Below are 18,653 nucleotides of genomic sequence, written 5' to 3'. Positions count from 1 at the left end.
TAGTTCCATCTATATATAAAGGAGGAGTGGTTTAATGAAATTTGGGTTAACACCATGGAGACCTGCTTCAGTTTCAAGTTGGGAACCATTTGAGGAAATGAGACGTATGCAGGAACGCCTCAACCGTTTATTTGGGGAAGAAGGAACAAGATCTGAAATGATGGATATTGATACGCTTACTCCCCTTGTGGACATAAAAGAGAAAGATAACAATATCATCGTCACAACAGATCTTCCAGGTGTTGAGAAGAAAGACATCAACATCGATATTAGGGACAACAAGGTTTGGATTAGCGCCAATACACACAAGGAATCCAAAGAGGAAAAGGAAGGATACCTTATGCGTGAGCGTACTTACAGCAAATTTGCACGTGCATTCAGCCTTCCATCTGCAGTCAAAGAAGGGGAAGCAAATGCAAAACTTGAGGATGGAGTGCTCACCATAACACTACCAAAATCCGAGATAGAGGAAAAGCACAGGATAATGATCGAATAAGAGCCTTAGAATAAAACCCCATAAGAATATGGGATTTTCTTTTTTAATTACCCTGATTTTTTGCGGCATCAGTTAGAAATATCATCATCCTTTGCTCAGTCGGGGTAACTATCATCATCGCCGCAGAAAATACTACGCAAATATAGTATATTATTCTTGTTGACAGGTCCCTGAATAACCATTAAAGTTGATAACAGAAGATGTCAAGACATACTATTGAACTTTTGAATAACGAACAGATGAAAAGCACATTCTTTTTATAAGAGAGTGTTTTACTTTTTAAGTGGTTGGTTATTTAGTATTTATACTTAATAAGAAATACAGGCCAGAAGATGCTTGATTTTGCCAGATGAAAAGTGAGCCACAGATTACTTTGGCTTTGGTCAATGGCAGAAAAAATATCTTAATTTACATTATTGGAGAAGAAGGCATGAGACGGGCATTAATTGAGACTATCAGCAGATCGGAAAAACGTAAAGATGTCTTAATGCTTTTACAGGACGGACCTGTGGATATGCCAGTTATCCTGAAGACCCTTAATGAAAGCAGACCTGCTTTACTCCCACAGATGAAAATACTTGAAGAAGGGCAGCTGGTAATTAAAGAAAAAGATGCTTATATGCTCTCCAAGTTTGGGAGATTGATAGTCAATGACCTAAAGCCACTGTTGGATACCCTTAACATCCTTGAAGGCAAACTGGATTACTGGACAAAACACAACACAGATTGTATCCCCCAGGAACTTTTCAACAGATTGAGGGAGCTGGAAAGTTGCGAACTTATAGAGCCCGAATTATGTGAAGCGGTTGAACTTAGTAGAAAAGCAATTTCCATGTGTCTGGAATCAAAAAAGATCGATGCAATAACTTCATTGTATCATTCTGAATACCCTTCATTGTTCATGAAATATGCAGAAAATAGAACTGATTTCAGATGCATCTTTACAAAAGAAGTCCTTTCCAGATTCATATCGGACAATAAAGAACAGTTACAGAAACTTATGGAATACCCAAATGTAAACTTTTACATATACCCGGATGAACTTCATTTTTCAGCTCTTATGATAACACCGGATTTCATGCTCCTCCGCCTGCTAACCACAAGCGGAGTCTATGACCCTAGATATATAATGGCATACAAGCAAAGTGCCATTGATTGGGGAAAAGAGTTCTTCCAGCGCTTTGCAGACAGATCCACTTTACTGGAAGCACTCTGAACCTTATACCACATACGGAGGAAAATCGGAGGCGAGGCAAACACATTGAAAATAGTCAATGCAAGCTTCAATACTATGTGTTGGTTGGTTGGTTTAAATAGCTGAAACCTGTGTTTGCCCCAATAAACCCACTCCCTTAAATATAATGTTGAATTTCACCGTATTTAACATAAACTTGTATTAATTTAATATGGCAGCATAAATTAGCATAACAACATTTTTGAAACCCCATTCTTCCGGAGAATCCCAATTGAAAATGCATGTATTTACTGTGGAAAACATCCCCATGATCAAAAAAGGGGATGACATTGCGTCGATCATCTGTGAGAGAACAAGTATTGAAGACAATGATGTCATAGTCATAGCGTCTACCATCGTTGCAAAAGCTGAAGGAAGGATGTTCAGATTAGAAGATATCATTGCAGGAGATGAGGCAAAGCAGATCGCAGATAAGCATGGGCTTGATGCAAGGTTTGTGCAGGCAGTTCTTAACCGCAGCCGTGAGATACTGGTGGATCACCCCATATTCCTTGTAGAAACAGATAACGGACACGTCTGTATCAAAGCAGGAATAGATGAATCAAATGTCGATAAGGGCTACATGATCGATCTCCCGGTGGATTCGGACAAAAGTGCAAAAAACATTGGCGAAGGCATTGAAAACTGGACCGGAAAAAAAGTCAGTGTTATAGTGACCGATACCAATGGCAGGGCATTTAAGATAGGCCAAACCGGTATTGCCATTGGAGTGTACAGGATTCACCCAATAAAGAACTGGAAAGGACAAAGGGATCTCTTTGGCAACATACTGGCAGTTACGGAAGAAGCCATAGCCGATGAAATTGCAGGTGCTGCGAATCTGCTGATGGGAGAAGGAGACGGCGGATGTCCTGTAGTGATCGTGAGAGGACTGGAACTCAGATCGCAAGACGGTTCAATAAAAGAGATGTACCGAAGCGACCGTGAAGATATAATCAAAAAAGGACTTCGCTGTTTAGGCAAAGTCGGAGATTGAAAGATTAACTACTTCAACACCTGATTCCGAAAAGAAATCAAGAGCATCGGTATCAGGATAAGGTTGAATGTAGACAACCCTTTTGATATTGGAATTGATGATCATCTTGGCACACAATATGCATGGCTGGTGTGTGCAGTAAAGCGTTGCACCATCAGTGCTCACCCCATGCAGAGCAGCCTGAATGATAGCATTCTGCTCAGCATGAACTGCCCGGCATTTTTCGTGGCGCGTACCGGAAGCAATGTTGTTCTGCTGCCTGATACAACCTATATCAAGACAATGCTGCATGTTCCTTGGAGCACCATTGTAGCCTGTGGACAGTATACGCTTATCCCTTGCGATCACGGCACCTACTTTATTCCTAAGACAGGTGGAACGTTTAGATACAACAGTAGCGATCTCAAGCAAATACTCATCTATACTTGGCCTTTCAGTCATTGCTTTAGAGAAGCAGTAAGTGGTATATATAAGTTATAGTGTAAGAGTGTATTCATCAATTTCAAAAATTTAAAATAGGAATTGAGAACCTATTATTCTGGAGCATAGAAACATGGAAGTCGGTTTGACTGAACGTTTAGATTCTTTTGTAAGAAAACACAACGATCGTCAGCTTGCAGCAATACCGCTTACAATATTTGTAATATCATTATTGATACTTGCACTCACATTTGCAAGTAGCGGCTCACCTGTTAAGCTGGGTATGGAATTCAAAGGCGGAACAATGGTCTCTGTTGCGACAGAGGAAAGTATACAATCCATTGGGCAAAAATACTCAGATTACCCGATTACTGATGTCAGACAGGCCGGAAGCCGTGTGATAATGCAATTTGGACCAATGAGTAGCGAACTACAACAGGAACTTGTCAGTGATATAATAGATTCCTATGATAATGTTGAAATAAACCAGATCGGACCGGTATATGGAGAAGCACTTCAGCAACAGGCCGTTAAAGCAGTTATCATATCATTTATCGGAATGGCAATCGTGGTCTTTTTGATATTCAGGACATTCGTGCCATCAATCGCAGTGGTATTGTCAGCGTTATCTGACATTATTATCGCAGCAGCATTCATGAACATTGTCGGGATCGAGTTATCCCTGGGAACTGTGGCAGCACTGCTTATGCTCATCGGTTATTCTGTTGACAGTGACATACTACTCACTACAAGAGTCCTCAAAAGACGCGGGACACCACAGGAAAACATTACCAATGCAATGCATACCGGTGTGACCATGACCACTACAACCCTTGCGGCACTTGTGGTAATGTACCTCGTATCAACTTACTCATACTTACTAAGTTCATCACTTTCACAGATCACCCTCCTTTCAGACATATCCATTGTCCTGATATTTGGACTGGCCGCAGATATGATGAACACCTGGATGCTTAACACATCAATTCTCAGGTGGCATGTGACAAGTGCAGGCACAAGGAGGCGTAAAGCATGAGAGATGATGAACAGCCACAAAGCATATATAAAGACCTTAGAGTCATTGTTTTCATTCTGGCAATACTTGCCTCCGTATACTTCATACACCCAGGATATACTTCCGGAGAAGGTTTCACAACTAACCTCAACTACGGACTTGACCTGGAAGGCGGCTCCTGGCTCCAGTTAAAACTTCAGGGCGCTGTTGCAGAGCTTGATGCTGACAGCGGTCTTTTAGTAAAGGAAATAGTCAACATCAACCTTGGAGAAAGCATAGATATACAATCGGTTGATGAAGGCACTGATGAAACTACAATAACTTTCACTTCAGATTCAGTACTTACAAATAATCAGATGGAACAGCTTGGCGTAGGCCAGACTACCATCTCACGAAACGCCAATGTGACTGAGGTCATACTTCATTCTTCAAAAGTGACCCTGATAAAAACATACCTGGAAGATTCACTCAAAGCAGAAGTCCTGCCCACACTTGTTTCAGATGGTGTTGAGTATGAGATAAGGACTGCCATTTCACAGGAAGAACTTGAAGAACTCATGGCAGTTGTCGGCGGCTCAATTGTAACTGACATCAACGGAGATGTAAATTACAAAGAAGGGGTCACAACAGAAACAAGGGACATGACTAAGGAAATACTGAGTGATAAGCTCAATTCCCTTGGACTTAAGGACATACCGGTAAAAACGGTGGGTGATGATTATATACTCATTGACTTTGCAGGAATTGACCTTGCAACTGCCAAGAACATCGCTGAAAAGCCAGGCAAATTCGAAATCAGGATTGTGACCCAGGGCAACGAGTCAAAGCATGTCCTCTATGGAGATGAAATAGCAACTGTCAGTATTGTGGGATTCCATGAAGAGGGCGGCCAGTGGTACGTACCATTCACATTGACAGAGACAGGTGCCCTTGCACTTCAGGAGATTGCCATTGAGACTGGTGCAACTACTGATCCGATGTCACACAATCTGGTGATGTATCTTGATGATAACGAAGTTTACAGTGCACCTTTGAGTGATTCAGCCGCAGCCCGGCTAGAAGAAGTACCAATATACGCATGGCAGGCATCTACCGGACCTGATGATGAAAGCAAGGCACAGGCTGAGCAATTGCAGATACACCTGCGTGCAGGTGCATTGCCTGTAAACGTGGAACTTATGGGTTCAGGACATGTAGATGCAACCCTTGGCCAGCAGTTCAAAGGACAGGCCACTGTTGCAGGTCTTCTGGCACTGTTAGCTGTTGCCTTTGTGGTTTACAGGAAATATAACAAACCAGCCATACTTGTACCAATGGTGGCCACTTCCATAAGTGAAGTGATAATGATACTCGGTTTTGCAGCCGCAATCGGATGGCAACTTGACCTTGCAAGTATCGCAGGTATTATTGCAGCCATAGGAACAGGTATCGACCACCTTGTCATCATCACCGATGAAGTACTGTACGAAGGAAAGCTGCCCCCAAGGAAGGTTTACCTTTCAAGGATAACAAAAGCATTCGGAATAATATTCGCAGCAGCTGCAACAACTATTATTGCAATGTCACCACTTGTAATCATGGGATTCGGTTCCCTGAAAGGATTTGCAATAACAACGATTGTTGGTGTCCTTATAGGAATACTGATCGCAAGACCAGTATATGGCAAAGTGATACATGAAGTACTGCAGACAAGCCCAACAAGCGCAGAATAAAAGAAAAAGGTGAGGATTTGAAGGATCTATGGACTGTAAAATACCGGCCGAAAAGCCTTGATGAGATCGTCGGCAATGAACAATCTGTAGACATGGTCAGGAAACTGGCCATGTCCAATAACCTTCCACATTTTGTATTCCACGGACCTGAGAACTCAGGCAAGTCAAGCACAGCCTTTGCAATTGCCAATGAATTGTACGGTGAGGACTACGAACGAAATCTGGCATACTTCAATGCATCTGATTTTTTTGAACAGGGAAAGAACTACCTTGTACGGGATAAACGATTCAGGCGCATCATAGGAACTGATGATCCTAAAAAGATCAATAAGAGTGTCATAAATATCTTCAAGGACATCATCAATGAATATGCAGCCATGCCACCCGTAGATGCTGATTTTAAAATAATATTCATTGATAATGCCGAATCGCTTAATTCCGATTCACAACATGCACTTAGAAGGATTATGGAAAAGTACACAGCATCTTCACGCTTTATACTTTCAACGACCCAGCCTTCCAAACTCATAAGCCCCCTTAGATCAAGGGGTTTGCAATTATTCTTCACACATGTATCCGACGATAAAATTACAAAGTTCATTTCCAGAATAGTTGATGCTGAAGGACTTACAGTAAATAATGACGGAATAGATGCGCTGGTGTATCATGCAAGAGGTAACATTGCCAAGGCATTGAATACACTTCAGGTCGCATCCATTCAACCCGGAAACGATAATATCGGACCGCAGCAAATATACGATGCAACATTGGGTGAGCAATCAGAGAATATAACAAATCTCTTTGAATCTATTATCGCAAAGAACATTCTTGAAGCCAGGAAATACATTGATGCCCTTATACTTGAAGAGGGGCTTTCCGGACAGGAAATATTGCTCCAGTTACACAAGGTTACAGTAAATTATAACGAAACGGATGACATCATTTCCAGGTGGGTCACTAAAATAGCAGATACTGATTTCTACCTGACCGAAGCTGCAAATGACAGGATACAACTGGAAGCACTTGTTGCCGGATTCTGTCAATAAATGCGAATACTACTATTTTACTAAATATTGATGGTTAAGATGACTGACAATAACTTTGAAACGGCCTGTCGCAACATACTGGATATGGTACTCGATGGACGGATAACTAACGAAAAGCAACTGAATGAAGCAAAGAAAAAAGTTGCAAAATCATTCCATCTTTCAACCATACCGAAAAATGCAGACATTATTGTTTCAGGTAATGATGAAGAACAGGAACAGAGTCGTGCCATTCTACAGCGTAAACCAGTACGTACAATATCAGGAGTAGCGGTCATAGCTGCAATGACATCACCTGCACCATGCCCCCATGGAATATGTGTCCCATGTCCCGGAGGACCTAATTCGGAATTCCAGTCCCCTCAGAGCTATATGGGAAGGGAACCTTCCACCATGAGGGCAATACAGTTTGAGTACGACCCTTACAGGATAGTGACAAACCGACTGACCCAGCTGAAACAGATAGGTCATGAGGTTAAAAAAGCCGAACTTATCATCATGGGAGGTACTTTTTCTGCAAGGTCTATCGACTATCAGGAATGGTACACAAAACGCTGTCTTGAAGCCATGAATGATTTTTATGGCGATTCCTGGAGGCAGCAGGCAAACCCCATTGGAAAGACGCTACCCTATTTTACGATAGAAGATGTCCAGAAGGCAAATGAGACATCAGAAGTCAGGAATACAGGTATTACCTTTGAAACACGCCCTGATTGGGCAAAGCCTACTCACATTGACAAGATGCTTGAGCTGGGAGCTACGAAGGTTGAGATAGGCGTTCAAAGCACTTACGATTTTATTCTTGAAAGAATGAAACGAGGCCATAGTGTTGCAGACAGTATTGAGGCGAACAGAGTACTGAGGGATAGCGCCCTAAAAGTGGGATTCCATATGATGCCCGGACTTCCTGGAACTGATGTTGAAATGGATGTCAGGAATTTCAAAAGACTTTTTGAAAATCCGGGATTCAAACCCGATTATCTGAAAATTTATCCCACCCTTGTAACCGAAGGTACCGAGTTAAGTGAGATGTGGAAACAGGGGAATTACAAGGCCATGGGAGATGAGGAAGCAACATTACTCCTGTCCAGGATAAAGTCCTTTATCCCTAAATGGGTAAGATTACAGCGCATCCAGAGAGACATACCCGCACCCCAGATACTTGCAGGAGTAAGGAAAAGTAACATCCGCCAACTTGCACATGAACACCTGGAGCAACATGGAGGAAAATGTCGCTGCATAAGGTGTCGTGAAGTGGGACACAACATGTTAAAAGGAAATGAACCCGATATAGAGAACATACAGCTAACTGTTGAATCCTATGACTGTTGCGGGGGAAAGGAACATTTTATTGCCTTTGAAGATATTAAAAAGGACATATTGATAGGATTCCTCAGATTGAGGTTGCCTGACAGACCTCATCGTGAAGAATTACAAAATGCTGCACTCATCAGAGAACTCCATATATTCGGATCATCTGTGGCCGTGGGGAAGGATGCCGGAGAGAATGACTGGCAGCACAGAGGTTACGGCAGAGAACTGATCACACATGCCGAGGAACTTGCATCAGGTTCAGGATATGGGAAGGTTGCAATAATAAGTGGGATTGGTGTGCGCCAATATTATCGAAAGTCAGGTTATGAACTGGAAAAAGTTTATATGACGAAGAACCTGCAAAATAACTGAATCAGAAAGTGTTATTAGTAAAGATGACTGATTTCTGTAAAACCATAATGTATAATAGTAATAATATTCTAATGACAAAACGTAGGGGACAAAACATTGGACTCAGAACTGCTTGAACAAGTCGTCAATAATTTAAAAGAAATAAATTCCAAACTTGATCGAATAATTGTACAGATCGAATGCAGGGATGAGCAGGTCTGTGAAAAAGATAGAATAATAGCAGACTCTCTTGATGTAATAACACTGCTTTCTCTGCCGGATCATTTGAGAACAACTGCAACAACGTTATTTGAGATAGGACCTGCCACAGCAGATGAAATAGCAAATGTTACAAATAAGGAAAGAGCAGTAGAAAGTAATTACCTAAACCAGCTTGTCAGGATGAATCACGTCAAAAAATATAGAGACGGAAGAAAGGTTTATTTCCGCATAAATGACAGCTTAAAGAAAAAGTAATAAATGATTGCTTCTTCTGGATATTTGGAAATAATTGAATCAAAACCATAAATAACTAATAATCAATGAAGGAAACATGACCCTTACATTAGCAGTACACTCTTCCAAAGGTGGAACGGGAAAAACCAGCATTGCAGTAAACCTGGCAGTGGCTTATGCTTCAGAAGGAAAGAACACATGCCTGATAGACCTGGACCTTAGAGGACCGTCCCTTAGTTCTATGTTCAAACCGGGAACTCATTTCTGGATTAATGATTTTCTGTCAGGGAAATGTAGTCTGAAAGATACATTGAATGACATAAAGCCTGAAATGGAAACCAGTGGCCACCTATACGTGAGCTTTGCAAATCCGGACATCGGAGTGATAAGGGATCTTGTGAGCAAAGACCGAAACTGGCAGGCAGGAGCACTTAAGGCGCTGATGAATGGGAAAAAGGAACTTGCAGCAAATAGTCTGGATGTAATCATATTTGATACAAGTCCCGGCGTGGAATATGAGTCCATAAATGCTGTTGCAGCCTCAGACATGGTCGTCATTGTGCATAACGATACCGCAGCATGTTTTAATTGCACTGAGCAGCTAATAAAAGGCGTTTACACCCTTCTCGACAAGAAGTGTGCCATCATAGACAACATGTATCATGGTAATTGTCTTGACATTATAGAAAAAAGCAGATATGGAGCACCAGTCCTTGCGACCATACCATGTATGTGTGAAATTGCAACCCGAAGCAATAATGAGATACTTGTTCACTCAGAACCTGAGCACTTGTTCTCTAAAAGTATTATGGCAATTAGGGACAAAATTGAAGCAATGCAGTAATAACTGATGCTATTGATCTTTTTTATTGCTCTTTTATGATATTCAATACATCATTTTGAAGATATTCATCCAGGTCCCTGGACTTTTTGTCCTCAATATCTTTTTCAATATTTCCTGATGAAAGTATTATGTCTTTGAATACAACGATCAATACATAGACCAGAAACGCAGGGAAAAACGCAAGTATTGTCCTCTCCACAGGATAAAGAAGAACAACTGACTGATACATATCCGCATGGAGGTCGTATAATAGATAATATGTAATACTTCCTGCCATATGATCGGACAGAACACCCATCAGAGAAGCCAAAAACAGAGATATGAATATATATGCTTTAGAAGTAACGGTCTTCACCAAAATAGATTTCTCAAAATATATAAAAATGCCAAGTACCAGCAAATGATACCACGGGTAGGAATAAGCTGTTCTTCCCACATCAAGCATGTACCATACAACTATGAGTGCAAAAAATATGCTTTTTGCAGCCTTATGTTCCCTGTTAACAACAAGACCTGAAACTATTGAACTCAGGGCTATGAATAAAATTGATAGTACTGAAAACATACTCATTGAAAGATATTTGCCACTTGTGACCTCATACAAAAGAAAGCCTGCTGCTGATACAATGGAACCCCAGAATGGACCAAAGAGCATACCATTCAGTGCTCCAAAAGAGACAATAGAACTTATCTTTGTACCCTCCATACCTGCTACATTCATAAAATCAGGCATGTAGATTGAAAAATAGGTCAAAACGATACCAAAGAGAATATAAATTACTTTTACATCATTTTTTACTCTCATTTTTGGCAACAGTTTCGGAAACACGTTCCTTAAATTGGAGATGAGTTTATATAAACTTTTACATTAAAATCAATGAATAATCTTTAAATAAGCACCCACTTATTCTTTTTTAAAAGAATGTTGATTGATGAAATTAATTACTGTATATACATCATCTTTCAACCTTCTATGAGAAACTATGATAATTCGCAGATACACATGGAATAACGTGTCGATATTAAACCAAACATTTTTATCGGGCAACTCAACATTAATATAATTAAACCTAAAATATAAAATAGCTACTTTTTATTTATTAGTAACAAAATAGAGTATTATGGTTAATAAATAAAGAACCAACAGTCTTAATAAATGCTTTTGAGCTTGCAGAGAGGTGTTTTTCTAAAACACAGACATAATAAAAAAGATTAGACATTATACGATTGAACTAATTTATATTATGGATATAATGTTATATTGACAACCTTTAAATAAAAGTTTGTATATACACTAATTTTTAGAGAGAAAGAAAAAATCTCAATTCACGTTCATAAAATTCAAAAACCACCTAAATATAAAGGATGATTAAACATGAAAATAAGAGTAGTAAGTTCAAAAGAAGAGATCAATACCCTTGGCCCAAATGAAGAAATCATACACCTTGCATTCAGACCTTCAAACACAGATATTTTCTCCCTGATCATGAAGTGCCCTAATGTAAAAGCACTCCATATACCAAGCTCTTACAAGAGAACCATCTCTAACTCTGCAAAAATGTACCTTGAAATGCAGGGAATTGAACTCCTCGAAGGAGACGTATGGGGACACAGGAAAGACATCAACGAATACTCAGAAGTATCACAGAGTGTTTACGACCGCATTGCACAGTACAAGCAGGAAGGACTTTCTGAAGAAGAAGTTGAAGACAAGATGATCAGAGAGACAAGACTTAGTCCTGATTTTGTCAAGTTCCTTGTCAAACAGTAAAAACAAATAATGTCCGGCTTTAAGCCGGAAACCCTTTCTCTTCCAGAATTTTATTCACCTTAAACCTGAATAGTAACTTTTCTAGAATGTGGACAATTGCCATAATCCACCTGCATCTGCTGCTGAGTACAAAGCAGAATACCATCAGCGATAAGTGGGAACTATTCACTTTGCCCTAAAAAAGATTCCCGAATAGGATAATGCCCATTACCCCATATCACCGTTCATTATCAAAATAAATAGTATCTTTCGGCGTCAGCCGTTCTAATGCTACTTTCAGGTCACGTACAAGACCAGGTTCAAATTCAATGGTTGTTTTGCGGCAGTTGAACCAGATACATATACAAGCACGATATCATCACCAAGACCAGATGATGCGCAGCCCTGAGACCTGAAGAGTTATATCCGACACATCTGTATATCCAGACGTTTCCAGACTGAACTCAGTACCGAACACTGACATCGGAAAAATAAACCTCACTGCATTTCATTCAACTTCAGACCGACCACGGATATGGCAATTATGAATACCACAAGCGAACCAATAAATCCATATTCCTGTGGAAATGAATTTCTCATCTGATGTGCCACGGCAAAAAGCAGGATCAACAATACTACGGAACCTACTGAAGCTACAATTTCCATATTCTTCTTATTCATTACTGCTAATTGAGTTAACAGGTACATCAATCTAACGATTTACATAGCATATCCAAAGCAATATTTAATATAACCTTGAAAATAATATTATTCAAAAAACGGGATTATCCAATGACAGAATTTGAAAGAGTACTTGTCCAGTCATTCAACGCCTTCTTCGAAGAGAATAAAATGAAGGGAATCGCTTATCGCCTCAAACAACACAGATTCACATCACAGTTCCTTGATGTACTTGTTGATTCGCTTGACCCTGATTATTACATGGGAATAGAATGCAAGAGCATTTCTGTAGACAAGGGTGCAAAAGCACTTTATTTTACGCAACATTTCACAACTGATAAGAATGGTGCCCACCAGATAGAAAGAATATCGGACTTTCTGATGAGAGCAGGAAGAACCGGATTTCTTGCAGTTGAATTGAAAATGGGAGTTGGGCGCGCACGGGAAGCATACATAATCCCCTGGACAGAACTTTGCAGCAAATACAATGAAGAAGGGACTCCAAAGATAACCGTGGAAGAAATACAGACCTTCCCCAAAATAGAAAGAGCGAGCAATAAATACCTGATCGATCCGAAAGGATGGAAAAAATCCAGGTTAATAGAATAAGAGGATCATAACATGTCTGAAACCATGGCCATGATGGCAAAGCATGCCCGGGAATGCGCTGAAGAGATTAAAAAATACGATGAGATACAATTAGTATCACATATCGATGCAGATGGAATCACATCAGCTGCCATTATTTCAAAAGCCCTGGAAAGAGCAGGTATCGGCTCTGAGATGATGTTTGTAAAGCAACTTGACGAAGCTATCGTGGAGAAGATTGCAGATATGAATCCGGAACTCACGATATTCACCGACCTTGGAAGCGGGCAACTGGAACATATCAACAATTACGGAGTACATTCCATTGTTTCAGACCATCACCGACCGCAGGGAGAGTCCAAATTACACCTGAACCCTCATCTTTTCGGAGCAAACGGCTCTTACGAAATAAGCGGTTCAGGAACAACATTTATACTTGCATCCCAGCTAGGGAACAACCGTGACCTTGCAGACCTTGCAATCGTAGGATGTGTTGGCGACATGCAAAATCGTAAGCATGGGAAGCTTGTAAGCCTTAACAGGATGATACTCGAAGCAAATCCTGACGTAATAAATGCTAAAAAAGACATCTCGCTTTTTGGAAAACAGACACGTCCAGTATACAAGATGATACAGTATTCATCTGACCCTTTCATTCCAGGACTCACCGGCAATGAGGATGCATGCGTTGATTTTCTTGCAAGGGTCGGCCTTCAGTTCTCAAATGACGAGAAGTGGAGAAGATGGATAGACCTCTCTGAAGAAGAAAAAATGAAAGTTACATCATCCCTCCTGCAGTATTCCATGCAAAACGGCATGTCATCATACAACATAGGAAGACTGGTATCAGAGAATTATATACTCCGTACAGAACAGGAAGGTACTGAGATGAGGGATGCATCAGAGTATTCCACACTTCTCAATGCCACGGGCAGATACATGAAAGCTGAAGTTGGAATGCAGGTGTGCATGGGAGATCGTGACGATGCTTATAGAGAAGCACAGGACCTTCTGCAAAACCATCGCAAGAATCTTGTTGATGGACTGAACTTTGTCAGGGACAATGGCATCACCGAACTTTCAAACCTCCAGTATTTCGATGCAGGAAGTGTAATCCCCGAAACCATAGTAGGCATTGTTGCAGGAATGAGTCACTACTCCGCAGGCAACCGTAAACTACCCATCATAGCATTTGCAGACAAGGACGATGGTTACAAAATATCTGCAAGAGGAACACAGGAACTTGTCAACAGAGGACTTAACCTTGCAGAGGCCCTGAGCATCGTTTGCCAGGAACTCGGAGGAGCAGGCGGTGGCCACGATATTGCAGCAGGAGCAACAGTTCCATTCGGTAAAAAAGAAGAATTCATCCAGAAACTTAATTCAACTATCGCTACCCAGTTAATGAAAATATGAACACATCAAACGATATCGTTGATGTGCGACAGTTTATTGATATCAATAAGTGTTGACATTGCATTGGTCCTTATTGGAATGCCGTGTTCCTGCACAATAGCCATAGGGTTAGTGCCGCCAATGACAACAATTCCAAGGTGGTCACGCTCTACAGGCACATCCAGTATTCTTGTATTTGGCTCACCCACTTCAAGAATCCCGTTTATTCCGGCATCGACCATATCAGAAAGTGTACTGTCAATAGTATCCCGGGCAACCATTGGCGCTTCACGCAGGTTAGCAAGTATCTTGCCGGAACCTGTTTTAAGCATGCTCATTACGGATGTGAGTTCCTGAGACATCAGAACCTCAAGAGGGTCTATCGTAGTACTCTGGTAGGTCAGGACATTAGTGAAACGCATTGGATCCCCATCGCGAATTTCGACCAAACCGCCAAAACGTGGTTTTACCATTACGCCTGCCTTAAGAAGGAGGCCATCGATAGTGATACTGCATACAGTTGCAAAGCCAACCTCATTTTCACGGATCTTATGGTCACCAATTGAATCCCCTTCATGAAGGATCTTTAGCAGAGGACTGACTGAAAGCCCACTGTTGATAGCCATACTGAATATCTTAAGAACATCATCAAAATCCTGCTTATTTATAAGAGAAAGATTAACGATTACATCTCCCTCCATTGTTTTAGGATTGAATGTCGTCCTGAACATCAAATCCTCTATTTTCGATGACGTGAACTGAATACGGTTATTCCTTTGCAAAGACATACCTCTAACCGTTTAGTAACTGCCAACCATTTATAGTTTCTCGTAATAAAAAGATATTATTCAGGGAGAGGTGATCTTCCCGAATATATCCATATGATCCTGCGGGTGCACAAGGAAATCGAGTTTGTTTAAATCATTTACAATCTCATACATGTCATTCCCACAGAAAAGACCAGCTTCAGGATAATCCATTGGTTTGATAAACCTTATATCCGGCACTTCACCGTAATCAGGATTCTTTTCAAACCCACCGGTCAAAAGATAGTATGCACCACCGAAGAGTTTTTTGATAGGGTCATAAAGAGATGCAAAATCACGACATACCCAATTTGCCATTTTGAGCCTCTTACCTGAAGTATTGATAGTTATGTGACCATAACCCGGCGGAACCAGAGCAAGATCACCTGCCTTTGCCTCACAAACAATCACATCAACGACCCTGTCCCCTTCAGCCTTCTGAAGAAGGTACGTGGCCTCACCTTCCAGTACCTGATAGAGTTCAGCATATGATAAATCCTGTCCCGGAACAGGCGGATGATAGTGACCTGCAGTCTTGACATATTCATCACCCAGCATTGCCGGAGGAATTATAGTGATATCATACCTGAGACCATGTTCCACTATTTTTTTGTGATCGGACTCATTCCTTGAAAGATCCCTGTACATGTAATAAAGCTCAATATTCTCCTGTGAGCGCAGCCATTCCTGGTTATATACCACCTCGTCCATATCATGAAGCATCCTGATATCAGGACGATAGAGATTACCACCAAAATTTAATTCGTTACCCATTTAATCCATCACCATTTTTAAGAAACCACGTATAGAAGGATATATTTGCACCCACAGTATTTAATTTTGCCGCAACTCTATTAAATAGATTACCTTATTTACACAGGTATCCGAGTATTTTTTTTGCAAGATTTTCACTTATACCTTCAAGAGCAGCCAACTCTTCAACCGAAGAAGACCTGATCTTCCCGATGGAATCAAAATTCTCAAGCAAAACACGTTTTCTGGAAGGGCCGACACCCGGTATGGAATCCAGTTCCGAATGAGTAAGGCTTGCAGACCTTCTTCGCCGATGAGAACTAACTGCAAACCTATGAGCTTCATCACGAATATGCATCAGCATTTTTAAAGCTGGTGATGTATGAGGGAGAATTATAACCTCATCAGGACCTTTTTTAGTTGTAATTATATGCTCAAACCTCTTTGCAAGGCCAATTAACGGTATATCAAGACCAAGAGCATCAATAGACGACATAGCCGCACTCACCTGCCCCGGACCTCCGTCTATGAGAATCAGATCAGGCAGTGACTCATTGCTTTTGATCAAATGCGAGTAACGTCTGTGCACGACCTCGGCCATCATGGCAAAGTCATCGATACCTTTTACAGTTTTAATATTATGCTGCCTGTACTTGTTATTTGCAGGCCTGCCATTCTCAAAATATACCATGGAACCCACTGCATTGGTACCAGAGATATTAGAAATATCAAAGCCTTCTATATGAAGAGGTAATGACTTCAGAGATAGAACCTTTTGCAGTTCTTCAAGTGCTGCTATTGCTGATTCGGACGGTGCGGGCTTTAGCTGTGCCATCCTCATGGACATCCGGGCATTCCTTTCAGCCATCTCAAGAAGTTTTTTCTTTTCTCCCCGTTGTGGCACATGCACCTTTACATCCCTGCCGGAACGCTGGCACAGCCATTTAACAATGAGTTCCTTTTCAGGAAGTTCATACTGGACAAGTATCTCAGGAGGAATTGGAGAGTCCTGGTAATACTGTTTTACAAACTGTGCCATGGATTCTTCAATACTTTCCGAAACATCAGCACCAAGAAGTGTGAAATCCGCCTTCCCGACCATACTGCCATGGCGAACATAGAAAACCTGAATATAGATTGCCTTCTCATCTGATACGGCAGCCAGCACATCGCGGTCATCTGTGCCAGATGTTGCTATCTGCTGCTCAGAGATGCATTTTACAGATTCTATCTGGTCCCGGACATCCGCAGCAGATTCATAATCCTGAGCTTGGGCAAGGCTTTGCATCCTTTCTTCCAGCTTCCTCAAAAGACCCGAGGTATCACCTTTCAAAAAGCGAACTGCTTCCATAACCCTTCTGTGGTACTCTTCCTTTTCCATTCCACCCTTACATGGAGCCATGCAGCGCTTTATATGGTAATTTAGACATGGACGGGATTTGCCCGGTTCTATTTTCTTCTTGCACTGGCGGAGCATGAAAACGCGGGATATTATGTCAAGAGTGGTGCGAATAGCTTTTGCATTTGTATATGGTCCGAAATAGAGTGCTCCATCCATTAACCTTCTACGGGTAAGGAATATACGCGGAAATGCCGAATTAATGGTTACCTTGACATACGGATAGCGTTTGTCATCCTTCAAGCGAACATTGTAACGGGGTTTGTACTTTTTGATGAGATTTGCCTCAAGCACAAGAGCATCTATCTCAGAATCCGTGACGATATACTCAATATCATCGATATGCCTGACCAGAGTAACTGTTTTTGGAGAAAGGTTCTTCTTTGACTGGAAATACTGGCGTACCCTTTTGTCCAGAGACTTCGCCTTGCCCACATATATGACATCACCGGAGTCATCTTTCATCAGATAGACGCCAGGCAATGCAGGGAGTGTTTTTAGATCGAAATTCATATCAGATTCATTCTGAGAATTTATTATCTATGAAACGTAGAAGTGTCATATCGATTATCGTTTTTAGGTTCACAATATCTTCACGGTTGTATTTCAGTAGCAGGTCAAGTGCATCTTCATCCCCACGCTCGTATTGGTGCCATAGGCGCACTGCGTCAAAACCGCTGATACCAACGGTTTCCTCGGCCCTTGAAATACCAAGTTCACATTCTATCTTTTTCAGGCCCCCCGACAGAGAGATGCGACGCAGAGGATACATCAGGTCTGCATGCAACTGGTTGAATTCTATTTGTGGGAATTCACGTTTGATAAAAGGAATATCGAACCTTGCCCCGTTAAAGGTCACAAGGAACTCATATTTGGGAAAAACATCGACTATATCATCAAGGTCTATGCCTCTTACAAAGGTTCTTGCTTCTTTTCCGTCATAGATACCTACAACTGTGATGGATGAACTGGCAGGGGAAAGACCTGTTGTCTCTATATCAACATAAGCAACCTTATCTGAAAAATTCCTGAAAGCACGCCAGTGCTCGGCTTTGGGAAGGGACCTTGCAAAGAATTCAAAATCGCGAGCCTCCAGTTTTTCAACTGAATCCCTGATGCCTGTTAAGATCATTTCTTTTTTAGAAGGAGATATGAGAAGCTCATCTTTTCTGTCCAGAAAATCATCCCATGTCCTGACACCGCCGGACCATATCCTTTTTTCCACAGTTGCGCCGATCCGTGGCATATGAATGTATGTACTTGTGAGCATGATATATTCCCTTTTTCAATTATGACAGATGATATTGATAACTATGATGTTCTACCTGTAAGTGCTAAATAAAAGAAGGGTTCATATATATATGTTGGATTCAATCCCTACACCCATAATATAGTC

General features: G+C 41.2%; 19 protein-coding genes. 12 read left to right on the top strand and 7 right to left on the bottom strand.

All coding sequences use genetic code 11. The features are described 5' to 3' along the window. Positions 1 to 34: 34 nt before the first annotated feature. From RE476_RS11890 to RE476_RS11880, 3 genes are all read left to right on the top strand, one after another. The gene (locus tag RE476_RS11890) at positions 35 to 496 is read left to right on the top strand and encodes an Hsp20/alpha crystallin family protein (protein WP_309307851.1); all 462 of its coding nucleotides are present in this window, start codon (positions 35 to 37) and stop codon (positions 494 to 496) included. A 430-nt stretch (positions 497 to 926) separates the two neighbouring features. Next, a complete protein-coding gene (locus tag RE476_RS11885; protein WP_309307850.1) occupies positions 927 to 1,712 on the top strand; it encodes a helix-turn-helix transcriptional regulator in 786 nt (261 codons plus the stop codon). A 250-nt stretch (positions 1,713 to 1,962) separates the two neighbouring features. Then, a complete protein-coding gene (locus tag RE476_RS11880; protein WP_406600967.1) occupies positions 1,963 to 2,727 on the top strand; it encodes a coenzyme F420-0:L-glutamate ligase in 765 nt (254 codons plus the stop codon). Here the strand turns inward: RE476_RS11880 and RE476_RS11875 are convergent. After that, the gene (locus RE476_RS11875) at positions 2,707 to 3,168 is read right to left on the bottom strand and encodes a deoxycytidylate deaminase (protein WP_309307849.1); all 462 of its coding nucleotides are present in this window, start codon (positions 3,166 to 3,168) and stop codon (positions 2,707 to 2,709) included. The two genes, RE476_RS11880 and RE476_RS11875, sit on opposite strands and share 21 nt — an antisense overlap. 112 nt (positions 3,169 to 3,280) lie before the next feature. Here RE476_RS11875 and RE476_RS11870 point away from each other — a divergent pair, with 112 nt between their 5' ends. The 6 genes from RE476_RS11870 (at position 3,281) to RE476_RS11845 (ending at position 9,885) form a co-directional block, all read left to right on the top strand. Beyond that, positions 3,281 to 4,183, top strand: coding sequence for a protein translocase subunit SecF (locus RE476_RS11870; RefSeq protein ID WP_309307848.1), 903 nt, complete (start codon positions 3,281 to 3,283; stop codon positions 4,181 to 4,183). Next, complete coding sequence (locus RE476_RS11865) at positions 4,180 to 5,874, top strand: preprotein translocase subunit SecD (protein WP_309307847.1); 1,695 nt, start codon at positions 4,180 to 4,182, stop codon at positions 5,872 to 5,874. Before RE476_RS11870 ends, RE476_RS11865 begins: the two co-directional genes overlap by 4 nt. A gap of 17 nt (positions 5,875 to 5,891) precedes the next feature. Then, positions 5,892 to 6,920 (top strand): AAA family ATPase, encoded by a 1,029-nt coding sequence (locus RE476_RS11860; protein ID WP_309307846.1) that lies wholly within the window; start codon positions 5,892 to 5,894, stop codon positions 6,918 to 6,920. Between the two features lie 39 nt (positions 6,921 to 6,959). After that, on the top strand, positions 6,960 to 8,606 hold the full coding sequence (locus RE476_RS11855; RefSeq protein WP_309307845.1) for a tRNA uridine(34) 5-carboxymethylaminomethyl modification radical SAM/GNAT enzyme Elp3: 1,647 nt from the start codon (positions 6,960 to 6,962) through the stop codon (positions 8,604 to 8,606). Between the two features lie 96 nt (positions 8,607 to 8,702). Beyond that, positions 8,703 to 9,062, top strand: a complete 360-nt coding sequence (locus tag RE476_RS11850; RefSeq protein ID WP_309307844.1) for a helix-turn-helix domain-containing protein — start codon at positions 8,703 to 8,705, stop codon at positions 9,060 to 9,062. 76 nt (positions 9,063 to 9,138) lie between these two features. Beyond that, positions 9,139 to 9,885 carry a MinD/ParA family ATP-binding protein gene (locus tag RE476_RS11845; RefSeq protein ID WP_309307843.1) on the top strand — a complete coding sequence of 249 codons (747 nt, stop codon included), beginning with the start codon at positions 9,139 to 9,141 and terminating at the stop codon, positions 9,883 to 9,885. Positions 9,886 to 9,907: 22 nt separating this feature from the next. On the opposite strand, the gene RE476_RS11840 is transcribed toward RE476_RS11845, so the two are convergent. Next, the gene (locus RE476_RS11840) at positions 9,908 to 10,690 is read right to left on the bottom strand and encodes a hypothetical protein (RefSeq protein WP_309307842.1); all 783 of its coding nucleotides are present in this window, start codon (positions 10,688 to 10,690) and stop codon (positions 9,908 to 9,910) included. A 570-nt stretch (positions 10,691 to 11,260) separates the two neighbouring features. Here RE476_RS11840 and RE476_RS11835 point away from each other — a divergent pair. Further along, positions 11,261 to 11,656 (top strand): DUF1699 family protein, encoded by a 396-nt coding sequence (locus RE476_RS11835; protein WP_309307841.1) that lies wholly within the window; start codon positions 11,261 to 11,263, stop codon positions 11,654 to 11,656. A gap of 477 nt (positions 11,657 to 12,133) precedes the next feature. Here the strand turns inward: RE476_RS11835 and RE476_RS11830 are convergent, their stop codons facing one another. Then, positions 12,134 to 12,316, bottom strand: a complete 183-nt coding sequence (locus tag RE476_RS11830; protein WP_309307840.1) for a hypothetical protein — start codon at positions 12,314 to 12,316, stop codon at positions 12,134 to 12,136. Positions 12,317 to 12,427: 111 nt separating this feature from the next. Between RE476_RS11830 and RE476_RS11825 the strand changes: the two genes are divergently transcribed. Both RE476_RS11825 and RE476_RS11820 read left to right on the top strand, forming a co-directional pair. Continuing rightward, positions 12,428 to 12,925, top strand: a complete 498-nt coding sequence (locus RE476_RS11825; RefSeq protein WP_309307839.1) for a hypothetical protein — start codon at positions 12,428 to 12,430, stop codon at positions 12,923 to 12,925. Between the two features lie 12 nt (positions 12,926 to 12,937). Then, positions 12,938 to 14,320, top strand: a complete 1,383-nt coding sequence (locus RE476_RS11820) for a DHH family phosphoesterase (RefSeq protein WP_309307838.1) — start codon at positions 12,938 to 12,940, stop codon at positions 14,318 to 14,320. Positions 14,321 to 14,325: 5 nt separating this feature from the next. Here the strand turns inward: RE476_RS11820 and RE476_RS11815 are convergent, their stop codons facing one another. The 4 genes from RE476_RS11815 to RE476_RS11800 form a co-directional block, all read right to left on the bottom strand. Beyond that, the gene (locus tag RE476_RS11815; RefSeq protein ID WP_309307837.1) at positions 14,326 to 15,081 is read right to left on the bottom strand and encodes a DUF128 domain-containing protein; all 756 of its coding nucleotides are present in this window, start codon (positions 15,079 to 15,081) and stop codon (positions 14,326 to 14,328) included. Between the two features lie 66 nt (positions 15,082 to 15,147). Next, on the bottom strand, positions 15,148 to 15,879 hold the full coding sequence (locus RE476_RS11810; protein WP_309307836.1) for a glucose-6-phosphate isomerase family protein: 732 nt from the start codon (positions 15,877 to 15,879) through the stop codon (positions 15,148 to 15,150). A gap of 94 nt (positions 15,880 to 15,973) precedes the next feature. Then, positions 15,974 to 17,770 carry an excinuclease ABC subunit UvrC gene (uvrC, locus tag RE476_RS11805; RefSeq protein ID WP_309307835.1) on the bottom strand — a complete coding sequence of 599 codons (1,797 nt, stop codon included), beginning with the start codon at positions 17,768 to 17,770 and terminating at the stop codon, positions 15,974 to 15,976. Between the two features lie 7 nt (positions 17,771 to 17,777). Next, positions 17,778 to 18,527, bottom strand: a complete 750-nt coding sequence (locus RE476_RS11800; RefSeq protein ID WP_309307834.1) for a ribonuclease H-like domain-containing protein — start codon at positions 18,525 to 18,527, stop codon at positions 17,778 to 17,780. Between the last annotated feature and the right edge of the window lie 126 nt (positions 18,528 to 18,653).

The sequence above is a fragment of the Methanolobus mangrovi genome (assembly GCF_031312535.1).
Lineage (GTDB): Archaea > Halobacteriota > Methanosarcinia > Methanosarcinales > Methanosarcinaceae > Methanolobus > Methanolobus mangrovi.
The sequence above is the reverse complement of the archived record's forward strand: the minus strand, read 5'-3'. Positions and strand labels throughout refer to the sequence as shown.

What these genes read in the sequence shown, in the direction of transcription:
- RE476_RS11835 (WP_309307841.1), top strand. Translation starts at nt 11,261, where the DNA reads ATGAAAATAAGAGTAGTAAGTTCAAAAGAAGAGATCAATACCCTTGGC.
- RE476_RS11820 (WP_309307838.1), top strand. Translation starts at nt 12,938, where the DNA reads ATGTCTGAAACCATGGCCATGATGGCAAAGCATGCCCGGGAATGCGCT.
- uvrC (WP_309307835.1), bottom strand. Translation starts at nt 17,770, where the DNA reads ATGAATTTCGATCTAAAAACACTCCCTGCATTGCCTGGCGTCTATCTG.
- RE476_RS11885 (WP_309307850.1), top strand. Translation starts at nt 927, where the DNA reads ATGAGACGGGCATTAATTGAGACTATCAGCAGATCGGAAAAACGTAAA.
- RE476_RS11890 (WP_309307851.1), top strand. Translation starts at nt 35, where the DNA reads ATGAAATTTGGGTTAACACCATGGAGACCTGCTTCAGTTTCAAGTTGG.
- RE476_RS11810 (WP_309307836.1), bottom strand. Translation starts at nt 15,879, where the DNA reads ATGGGTAACGAATTAAATTTTGGTGGTAATCTCTATCGTCCTGATATC.
- RE476_RS11830 (WP_309307840.1), bottom strand. Translation starts at nt 12,316, where the DNA reads ATGAATAAGAAGAATATGGAAATTGTAGCTTCAGTAGGTTCCGTAGTA.
- RE476_RS11800 (WP_309307834.1), bottom strand. Translation starts at nt 18,527, where the DNA reads ATGCTCACAAGTACATACATTCATATGCCACGGATCGGCGCAACTGTG.
- RE476_RS11865 (WP_309307847.1), top strand. Translation starts at nt 4,180, where the DNA reads ATGAGAGATGATGAACAGCCACAAAGCATATATAAAGACCTTAGAGTC.
- RE476_RS11840 (WP_309307842.1), bottom strand. Translation starts at nt 10,690, where the DNA reads ATGAGAGTAAAAAATGATGTAAAAGTAATTTATATTCTCTTTGGTATC.
- RE476_RS11875 (WP_309307849.1), bottom strand. Translation starts at nt 3,168, where the DNA reads ATGACTGAAAGGCCAAGTATAGATGAGTATTTGCTTGAGATCGCTACT.
- RE476_RS11825 (WP_309307839.1), top strand. Translation starts at nt 12,428, where the DNA reads ATGACAGAATTTGAAAGAGTACTTGTCCAGTCATTCAACGCCTTCTTC.
- RE476_RS11855 (WP_309307845.1), top strand. Translation starts at nt 6,960, where the DNA reads ATGACTGACAATAACTTTGAAACGGCCTGTCGCAACATACTGGATATG.
- RE476_RS11870 (WP_309307848.1), top strand. Translation starts at nt 3,281, where the DNA reads ATGGAAGTCGGTTTGACTGAACGTTTAGATTCTTTTGTAAGAAAACAC.
- RE476_RS11845 (WP_309307843.1), top strand. Translation starts at nt 9,139, where the DNA reads ATGACCCTTACATTAGCAGTACACTCTTCCAAAGGTGGAACGGGAAAA.